Origin of the sequence: Kitasatospora sp. A2-31 (assembly GCF_022288725.1) — a bacterium.
Taxonomy (GTDB): Bacteria; Actinomycetota; Actinomycetes; order Streptomycetales; family Streptomycetaceae; genus Kitasatospora.
In genome coordinates, this window is the sequence record NZ_JAKNTA010000001.1 from 363,362 (window position 1) to 372,498 (window position 9,137).

The following is a 9,137-nucleotide window of genomic DNA, read 5'->3' on the forward strand; positions in this document are numbered from 1 at the left end:
GCGCTGATCCACGACGCGGGGTCAGGATAGCCGCATGACCTACCTGACCCCGCGCATCGCCCTGGTCGCCGACCGCTCCCCCGCCGTCCGCTCGCACGCCCGCGTCCCCGGGCTGCTCGACGCGCTCGCCACCCGCGACCAGCTCGTCCTGGACGCCTACTGGATCCCCAGCGAGGACGCCGCGGTGCCGGGCGCACTCGACGGCTTCGACGCCGTCTGGCTGCTGCCCGGCGGACCGTACCGCAGCGAGGCGGGCGCGCTGGCGGCGGTCCGCACGGCCCGCGAGCGCGGCATCCCCTTCCTCGGCACCTGCGCCGGCTTCCAGCACGCCGTGCTGGAGTACGCGCGCAACGTCTGCGGCATCGGCGGCGCCGCGCACGGCGAGTCCCACCCGGACGGGGAGGACCTGGTGATCGTGCCGCTCACCTGTTCGCTGGTCGGGCACGAGGGCGCCGTGCGGATCACCCCCGGCACGCTGGCCGAGCGCATCCTCGGCACCACCCGCACGCTGGAGCGCTACCACTGCGCGTACGGGCTGAACGACGCCTACCTGGACCGGCTGCGCGAGCACGGGCTCCGGTTCAGCGGCACGGACGACGACGGGGACCTGCGGATCCTCGAACTGCCCGACCACCCGTTCTTCCTGGCCTCCCTCTTCCAGCCCGAGCTGGCCGGGGACGGCACCCGCGCCCACCCGATCGTCCGCGCACTCGCCGCGGCCGCCGTGGAGCACGCGGCGGCCGACGGCGGGCTCGCGGCGGCCGACGGGCCCACGGGCGCCACCGCCGCAGGAGCGGCCGCATGACGACCGGGATCGCCGGCGTGAGGATCCCCGACAGTCGCCTCGCCACCGAGGCCACCGAACTGGTCCGGGACGCCTCGACCGACCTGCTCTACCACCACTCGCGCCGGGTCTACCTCTTCGGCGCCCTCCAGGGTCGGCGTCGCGGCCTGGCCTTCGACGCCGAACTGCTCTACCTCGCCGCGATGTTCCACGACCTCGGCCTCGCGCCCGCACACCGCGCCTCCGGGCGGCGGTTCGAGGTCGACGGCGCCGAGGCGGCCGCCGCGTTCCTCCGCGGCCACCAGGTCGACGAGCGGCGGATCCGCCTGGTCTGGCAGGCGATCGCCCTGCACACCACGCCCGGCATCCCGGAGTTCCTGGAGCCCGAGATCGCGCTCACCACGGCCGGCGTCGAGCTGGACGTGCTCGGTATCGGCTACCACGACCTGGCCCCCGGGGACCGGGACGCCGTCACCGACGCGCACCCGCGGCCGGACTTCAAGCGGGGCATCCTGCGCGCCTTCCACGAAGGCGTCGCACCGAAGCCGGAGACCGCCTTCGGCAACGTCAAGGCGGACGTGCTGGCCCGGTTCAGCCCCGGCTTCGAGCGGACCGACTTCACCGCGGTGATCGAGGGCTCCGCCTGGCCGGAGTGACCGGCGCCCACGGACCACCGCCCCGGCCCGGGCACCACGGGGTTGCGCCCGGGCCGGGGCGGGACCTCACCGTCACCCGGGCCCTCGCGCACGTCACATCGGGAGCGACCGCAGCCGCACCGGCCCCTCGGGCCACCGTGCACCCTCGTGCAACGGCAGCCACATCGTCCGCAGCGGCATCACGACCACCCGCCCGCCGGGCTGCTCCACGTGGACGTCCTCCAGCAACTCGCGCCAGCCGAGCCGGCGGTAGAGCGCGACGAGCGGCGGCCGGCAGAACAGCAGCGCGTACCGCGGGCCGAGCGTACGGGCGTGCGCCACGGCCGCACCGACCACCGTCCGGGCCAGGCCGCGCCCCCGGATGTCGGGGGCGACGGCCACCCCGCCGACGCCGACGGCCGCCAGGTCCACCCCGCCGACCGTCAGCGGCAGCGACAGCAGACCGGCGTGCGCCGCCAGGCGGCCGTCCGGCCGGCGGACACCGAAGTGGATCTCCTTGGGCAGCCAGGTCAGACCGGTGTGCGCGACGCCGAACGGGTCGTCGCCGGAGCCCAGGATCTCCTGCAGGCCGGCCCCGTCGTACTCGGCCAGACGGACCGCCTCGGGCGGCTCGGGGGCAGCGTGTTCGCTCATCCCTCCATGATCTACACCGGAGCGGCCGGGCACCAGATCACTTCTGACGGGACTTCAGTCCGTTCCAGACCTCGGCGACCCTGGGCGCCAGCGCCGCCAGCGGGCCGCTGTTGTCGATCACCACGTCCGCGATGGCCAGCCGCTCGGCCCGGGTGGCCTGCGCGGCCATCCGGGCCCGGGCCTCCTCCTCGGCCATCCCGCGCAGCCGCACCAGCCGGTCGATCCGGACGTCGTCCTCGGCGTCGACCACCACGACCAGGTCGTACAGGGGTGCCAGGCCGTTCTCGGCGAGCAGCGGCACGTCGTGCACCACCACCGCGTCCGCGGACGCGGCGGCCTCCAGCTCGGCCGAGCGGGCCCGGACCAGCGGGTGGACGATCGCGTTCAGCGCCCGGAGCCTCTCCGGGTCGGCGAAGACGACAGCGCCGAGCGCGGGACGGTCCAGCGAGCCGTCCGCCGCGAGCACGCCGGGGCCGAACTCCTCGGCCACGGCCTTGAGGCCCTCCGTCCCGGGGGCGACCACCTCGCGGGCGATCACGTCCGAGTCCACGAGCACCGCGCCGTGGGCGGCGAGCAGCCGCGACACCTCGCTCTTGCCCGCACCGATCCCGCCGGTCAGTCCGATCTTCAGCATGGCGCCAGGCTACCGGCGGACCCCGGTCCCGGTCAGCCCGGCCGGGGAGCCGTGCGGGCCCGCCAGGGAGCCCGGTCGGCCCACCGGCCCGGGCGCTCGACCCGTCCGGACCTGCACGGTCAGCCCAGGTCGAGGCTCTCGCCGTCGGCCAGCGCCCGCAGCTCCGCGCCGGTCCCCGGGCCGCCGGAGCCGACCAGCCGGGTGTGCACGGCCAGCCCGACCGGGCTCAGCACCGCGTCGTGGACCGGCACCGCCTGCCGCGGAGCGGCCTCCCGGACGTAGTCGATCAGCTCGGCGACCTTGGTCCACGGCCCGGCGATCGGCAGCAGCAGGGTGTCGACGGGGTGCGGCGGCACGGTCAGCGCGTCGCCGGGGTGGAAGAGCCTGCCGTCGACGAGGAAGCCGACGTTGCGCACCTGCGGGATCCCGGGGTGGATCACCGCATGCCACTCGCCGTGCACCGAGACGCCGATCCCGCCCACCTCGAAGGCGTCGCCCTCGCCGACCGCGGTCACCCGCCGCCCGGGGCCGTCGAGCTTCGCGGCCACCGCGCTGTTGGTCCACACCCGCAGGGCCGGGTCGGCCGCCAGCGCCTCGCGCAGCCGCGCCTCCTCGAAGTGGTCGACGTGCTCGTGGGTGATCAGCACCGCGTCCGCCCCGGCGAGGGCGGCGGGGTCGGTGAACGCCCCCGGGTCGATGACGACGGTGGTGCCGCCGTGTTCCAGGCGGACGCAGGCGTGGCCGGACTTGGTGATTCGCATGCCCCAGAACATACAGCAAGGCTGTACAGTTTTGCTGTACAGAATCGCGGTACGCTTCTCCCGTGAACGACCCGGCCCCCGAGACCCCGGCCCCCGAGACCCTCGACCTCGCCGCCGACCTGCGCTCCGCCGTCGGCGAGCTCGTCCGGGCCCTGCGCCCCGACGACGAGCTGCCACAGAACCAGGCCGCCGTACTCGGCCTGCTGGTCCGCGACGGTCGCGCCCGCACCGTCGCCGACCTGGCCGCCCACCAGCGCGTCCGGCACCAGTCGATGGCCCGCACGGTCGCGCTGCTGGTCGAGGCCGGGCTGGTCGTCCAGCAGCCGCACGCCACCGACGGCCGCAAGCTGCTGGTCACCCCGACCGAGGCCGGCCGCACCGCGCTGTACGAGCAGCGCGCCCGCCGCGAGGCGCGGATCGCCGCCGCCATCGAGGCCCGCCTCGACACCGGGGAACGGGAGACCCTGCGCGCCGCCGTCGCGCTGCTCCGCCGCCTGGCCTGACACGACCCGGCACACCTGCGCCGACCGGACGCGTGTCGCCCCGGCGGCTTCCCGCCGGGGCGACACGCGACGCCCGATCGGGCCCTAAGGCGTGGTGGGGACCAGTGTCTCCGCGGCCGGGCGCGGGATGGGCAGCACGGCGGGCGCGATGTCCGGCAGCTCGACGTGCTCGCTCAGCCCGATGCGGTCGTGCAGCCGGCGCAGCGGCGCCGGGGCCCACCAGTTGAAGTCGCCGAAGAAGCTCATCGTGGCCGGCACCAGCAGGCAGCGGACCAGCGTCGCGTCCACCGCCACGGCGACGGCGAGGGCGATACCCATCTGCTTGACCATCAACATGTCGCCGAGTGCGAACCCGGCGAAGACGATCACCATCAGCAGGGCCGCGGAGGTGATGATCCGGCCGCTGCGCTGCACGCCCAGCTCCACCGATTCGGCGTTGCTGTGGCCGCGGTCGCGCAGCTCCTTGATCCGGGCGAGCAGGAAGACCTCGTAGTCCATCGACAACCCGAAGGCGAAGGCGAAGACCAGGACCGGGATGAAGGTCTCCAGCCCGCCGGTGGAGCCGACACCGAGCAGGCCGCTGAACCAGCCGTCCTGGAAGACCAGGGTGAGCGCGCCGAGCGAGGCGCCCAGCGAGAGCAGGTTCATCAACAGGGCCTTGACCGGCATCACCACCGACCCGGTCATCAGGAAGAGCAGGACCAGGGTGCCGAGCGCCACCAGGCCGAGGGCGATCGGGCCGCGGGTGAGCAGCTCGTGCTGGAAGTCGACCACCGAGGCCGCTCCGCCGGTGACCTGGGTGGTCAGCCCGCCGCGGTCGGCACGCAGCTCCTTGACCACCTGCTTGGCCTGGCCGCCCTGCGGGTCGCCGTGCACCAGCACGTCGATGGTGGAGACGGTGTCGCTCACCGGGGTGACCGCCCGGACGCCGCTGACGCCGGGCAGCTTGCCCACCACGTCGTCCGCGTAGGCCTGGGCGACCGTCGCGCTGCTCTCGACCACGACGGTGATCGGGGCCGCCGAGGCGCCCGGGAAGCGCTGGTCGATGGTCTCGGCGACCTGCCGGCCGGCCGAGGAGGAGGGCAGGACGGCGGCGCCGGTGTTGCGCATGTCGGCGTGGAGGAACGGTGCTCCGGCGGCCATCAGCAGGGCGGTGCAGGCGAGGGCGACGGGCACCGCCCGCTTGCGCACCCGGCGGACGGTGCGGCTGAAGAAGCCCTCGTCGGGTACCGGGGCGGTGGGCGTCCTGATCCGGCTGCCGGCGAACCCGAGCAGGGCCGGGACGAGGGTGATCGCGGCGGCGACCGCGATCACCACCACGCTGACGCCGGCGGCGGCGACCGCGCCGAGGACGGGGCTGGTGAAGACGAACAGGCCGGCGAGGGCAACGGCGACGGTGAGCCCGGAGAAGGCGACGGTCCGGCCGGCGGTGGCGGCGGTCCGCTCGACGGCGGCGGCGATACCCGCGCCGTGGCCGCGTTCCTCGCGGAAACGATTCACCATGAGCAGCGCGTAGTCGATCGAGAGGCCCAGCCCCAGCACGGTGGCGATCGGCAGCACGCTGGTGTCGATGTCCATGATCTTGCTGAACCCGAACATGGCCAGCAGCGCCCCGCCCACCGAGGCGACGGCGCCGATCACCGGCAGGCTGGCGGCGGACAGGCCTCCGAAGACCAGCACCATGACGATCAGGGTGAGCGGCAGGGTGACGATCTCGCCGAAGCGGGTGTCCTTCTCGGTCTGCTTCTTGACCTCGTCCTGGAGCACGAGGTCCCCGCCGACGGTGACCTTCGCACCGTCGGCCGTGATGTCGGCCAGGCGGTGGGTGACGGCGTCGGTCTGCGCGGTGGTGCTGCCGTCGGCCATCCGGACCGAGACCAGGCTCGCGTTGCCGTCCGCGGAGCGCAGCGCGGCCGCGGACGGGTCGGAGCCGTAGGCGTCGGTGGCCGAGGAGACCCCGGGCATCGCGGTGATCTCGGCGGTGGCCCGGGTGACGGCGTCCCTGACGGCCTGGTCGTCGACCGGGCGGCCGTCCACGACGGCGGTGAGGGTGCCCTTGGCCGGGTCGGCCGCGGTGACGACCGCGCTGCCGCGGTCGGCTTCGGAGGCGGTGGAGGAGGCGCCGGCCACCGAGCCCTCGAAGACCCGTCCGCCGATCAGCACGCCTATGACCAGGATGACCGCCCAGAAGCCGAGCACCCAGCGGCGGTGCCGGAAGCAGAACCGGCCGATGGCGGCGAGGCGTCCGTCGACCTCGGGGCCGGCGGACGTACGGGAGGAGGGGGTCACAGCGGTGCTACGGCGCATGTGCAGGGGGTGCCTAGCGTTTGGGGCCGGGTGAGCGACCCATCGGGCAACTCCCCCCAAGGTAGGCGCTCGGGGTGGAATCGCCCATAGAAATCCAATGAGCCCCTAGTCACATAAATCCTTCACACCTTTACATAAAGGACGGATATGCCAAGGGAAACAACAATGGACCCCACCCGGAAACCGGGTGGGGTCCATCGGTGACGCTAGGCGCCTATCGCCAGGTGCTGGGCACCAGCGGGGTCAGAGCCTCAGCTCTGGCCGCCGGCCAGCTTCTCGCGCAGGGCGGCCAGGGCCTCGTCCGAAGCGAGAGCGCCGGAGCCCTCGTCGCTGCTGGAGGAGTACGAACCGCCGGCGGCGGCGGCAACCGCGTCGCCACCCTCGGCAGCGGCCTCGGCGTCGGCCTCGCGGCTCTTGATGACCTGGGCCTGGTGCTGCTCGAAGCGGGCCTGGGCCTCGGCGTACTGCCGCTCCCACTCCTCGCGCTGCTTCTCGAAGCCGGGCAGCCAGTCGTTCGCCTCGGGGTCGAAGCCCTCCGGGTAGATGTAGTTGCCCTGGTCGTCGTACGAGGCGGCCATGCCGTACAGGGTCGGGTCGAACTCGACCTCGGCCGGGTTGGCACCCAGGGCCTCGTTGGCCTGCTTCAGCGAGAGGCTGATGCGACGACGCTCGAGGTCGATGTCGATGACCTTGACGAAGATCTCGTCGCCGACCTGGACGACCTGCTCCGGGATCTCGACGTGGCGCTCGGCCAGCTCGGAGATGTGGACCAGACCCTCGATGCCCTCGTCCACGCGGACGAACGCACCGAACGGAACCAGCTTGGTGACCTTACCCGGAACGACCTGGCCGATCTGGTGGGTACGGGCGAACTGCTGCCACGGGTCCTCCTGGGTCGCCTTCAGCGACAGGGAGACGCGCTCGCGGTCCATGTCGACGTCGAGGACCTCGACGGTGACCTCCTGGCCGACCTCGACGACCTCGGACGGGTGGTCGATGTGCTTCCAGGACAGCTCGGAGACGTGAACCAGACCGTCGACGCCGCCGAGGTCGACGAACGCACCGAAGTTGACGATCGAGGAGACGACGCCGGAGCGCACCTGACCCTTCTGCAGGGTGGTGAGGAAGGTCTGGCGGACCTCGCTCTGGGTCTGCTCCAGCCAGGCACGGCGGGACAGGACCACGTTGTTGCGGTTCTTGTCCAGCTCGATGATCTTGGCCTCGAGCTCCTTGCCCACGTAGGGCTGGAGGTCGCGGACGCGACGCATCTCGACGAGCGAGGCCGGCAGGAAGCCACGGAGGCCGATGTCGAGGATGAGACCACCCTTGACGACCTCGATGACGGTACCGGTGACGATGCCGTCCTCTTCCTTGATCTTCTCGATCGTGCCCCAGGCACGCTCGTACTGAGCGCGCTTCTTGGACAGGATGAGACGACCCTCCTTGTCCTCCTTCTGGAGAACCAGGGCCTCGATGTTGTCACCGACGGCGACGACCTCGTGCGGGTCAACGTCGTGCTTGATCGAGAGCTCACGGGAGGGGATGACGCCCTCGGTCTTGTAACCGATGTCGAGGAGCACCTCGTCACGGTCGACCTTCACGATGACGCCCTCGACGATGTCGCCATCGTTGAAGTACTTGATGGTCTCGTCGATCGCGGCGAGGAACGCGTCCGCGTCGCCGATGTCGTTGACCGCGACCTGCGGGGTGGTGCTGAGGGAGGAGTCGGTGGGGCTCGTCATTAGGAAAAGGGCTCCGGTACGGACATGAAGTCGTAGGTAATGCCACGCGGAGGGCCCGTATTCGCTCCCACCGAAAGCCGGACAGCCAAGAACACGGCGCACCGAATCCTCCCGGGTACCGGGAAACGGTGTCCGTCTTGCGACCGTGGGGTCTTCGACAGATGCGAGCGCGACCTGCTCCGTCCGAGGCGCGCAGGCCCGCAGCGCAACTTGTAGCATACGGGGACGGCCAGGCACGGTCAACGCCAAGGGCGGCAAGACGGTGGAGGCCGGTATGGATCAGGCCATATCCTCCGATTGCGCACCTCACGGGTGGCGGCCGCAGGGAGCCCTTCCCCGGATGCCACCGCCAGGATCCGGCCCCTTGATGGGACCGGTTCGCGGCAGCGGCGCTTCCGCAGACCACACCCTACGCGATGGGCATTATCACCGTGGCCACCACCCCCCCACCGGATCTGCACGATCTTGACGACGACGGCGACGACGCGGTACGGCGGCACGCCGAGGTCGACGAGAGCAGCCGCGCCAGCCGGCACTGGTGGGACCGGAACGCGGACGAGTACCAGGACGAGCACGGCGAGTTCCTCGGCGACGACCGGTTCACCTGGTGCCCCGAGGGCCTGGACGAGGCGGACGCCCGCCTGCTCGGCGAGGTCGCGGGCCGGACCGTGCTGGAGATCGGCGCCGGCGCCGCCCAGTGCTCCCGCTGGCTGCTCCACCGCGGCGCCCGCCCGGTGGCCATGGACATCTCGTACCGGCAGCTCCAGCACTCCCGGCGGATCGACCTGGCGCGCGGCACCCCGCCCGTCCCGGTGGTCCAGGCGGACGCGGCGGTGCTGCCGTTCGCCGACGGCGCCTTCGACCTGGCCTGCTCCGCCTACGGCGCGGTGCCGTTCAGCGCCGACACCGCCGGGCTGATGCGCGAGGTGCACCGGGTGCTGCGGCCGGGCGGACGCTGGGTGTTCTCGGTGACCCACCCGATCCGCTGGGCCTTCCCGGACGAGCCGGGCGTCGAGGGGCTGACGGCGGTGGCGTCGTACTTCGACCGCACCCCGTACGTCGAGCAGGACGAGCAGGGGCAGGCCACGTACGTCGAGCACCACCGCACCCTCGGGGA

Annotated in this window: 9 protein-coding genes; 4 read left to right on the forward strand and 5 right to left on the reverse strand. The window is 72.6% G+C overall.

The window, feature by feature from the left end; all coding sequences use genetic code 11:
* Positions 1-34: 34 nt before the first annotated feature.
* Both MCM47_RS01635 and MCM47_RS01640 read left to right on the forward strand, forming a co-directional pair.
* Entirely contained in the window at positions 35-805 is a 771-nt protein-coding gene (locus MCM47_RS01635; protein ID WP_238740185.1) for a hypothetical protein, read from the forward strand.
* Positions 802-1,440 carry an HD domain-containing protein gene (locus MCM47_RS01640; RefSeq protein WP_238740187.1) on the forward strand — a complete coding sequence of 213 codons (639 nt, stop codon included), beginning with the start codon at positions 802-804 and terminating at the stop codon, positions 1,438-1,440. The genes MCM47_RS01635 and MCM47_RS01640 overlap by 4 nt, the downstream gene beginning before the upstream one ends.
* Positions 1,441-1,533: 93 nt before the next feature.
* On the opposite strand, the gene MCM47_RS01645 is transcribed toward MCM47_RS01640, so the two are convergent.
* From MCM47_RS01645 to MCM47_RS01655, 3 genes are all read right to left on the reverse strand, one after another.
* On the reverse strand, positions 1,534-2,073 hold the full coding sequence (locus MCM47_RS01645; RefSeq protein ID WP_238740189.1) for a GNAT family N-acetyltransferase: 540 nt from the start codon (positions 2,071-2,073) through the stop codon (positions 1,534-1,536).
* 37 nt (positions 2,074-2,110) lie between these two features.
* The gene (coaE, locus tag MCM47_RS01650) at positions 2,111-2,707 is read right to left on the reverse strand and encodes a dephospho-CoA kinase (protein WP_238740191.1); all 597 of its coding nucleotides are present in this window, start codon (positions 2,705-2,707) and stop codon (positions 2,111-2,113) included.
* Positions 2,708-2,826: 119 nt separating this feature from the next.
* Positions 2,827-3,468: an MBL fold metallo-hydrolase gene (locus tag MCM47_RS01655; RefSeq protein ID WP_238740193.1), complete on the reverse strand. Its 642-nt coding sequence runs from the start codon at positions 3,466-3,468 to the stop codon at positions 2,827-2,829.
* 62 nt (positions 3,469-3,530) lie between these two features.
* On the opposite strand from MCM47_RS01655, the gene MCM47_RS01660 reads away from it, so the two are divergent.
* Positions 3,531-3,971 (forward strand): MarR family winged helix-turn-helix transcriptional regulator, encoded by a 441-nt coding sequence (locus tag MCM47_RS01660; protein ID WP_238740195.1) that lies wholly within the window; start codon positions 3,531-3,533, stop codon positions 3,969-3,971.
* An 84-nt stretch (positions 3,972-4,055) separates the two neighbouring features.
* Here MCM47_RS01660 and MCM47_RS01665 read toward each other — a convergent pair whose 3' ends face one another.
* Both MCM47_RS01665 and rpsA read right to left on the reverse strand, forming a co-directional pair.
* Complete coding sequence (locus MCM47_RS01665; protein WP_238740197.1) at positions 4,056-6,278, reverse strand: MMPL family transporter; 2,223 nt, start codon at positions 6,276-6,278, stop codon at positions 4,056-4,058.
* A gap of 251 nt (positions 6,279-6,529) precedes the next feature.
* Positions 6,530-8,020 (reverse strand): 30S ribosomal protein S1, encoded by a 1,491-nt coding sequence (gene rpsA / locus MCM47_RS01670; protein WP_238740199.1) that lies wholly within the window; start codon positions 8,018-8,020, stop codon positions 6,530-6,532.
* A gap of 416 nt (positions 8,021-8,436) precedes the next feature.
* On the opposite strand from rpsA, the gene MCM47_RS01675 reads away from it, so the two are divergent.
* Positions 8,437-9,137 (forward strand): class I SAM-dependent methyltransferase (locus tag MCM47_RS01675; protein WP_238740201.1); only part of this gene is annotated, 701 nt, incomplete at its 3' end.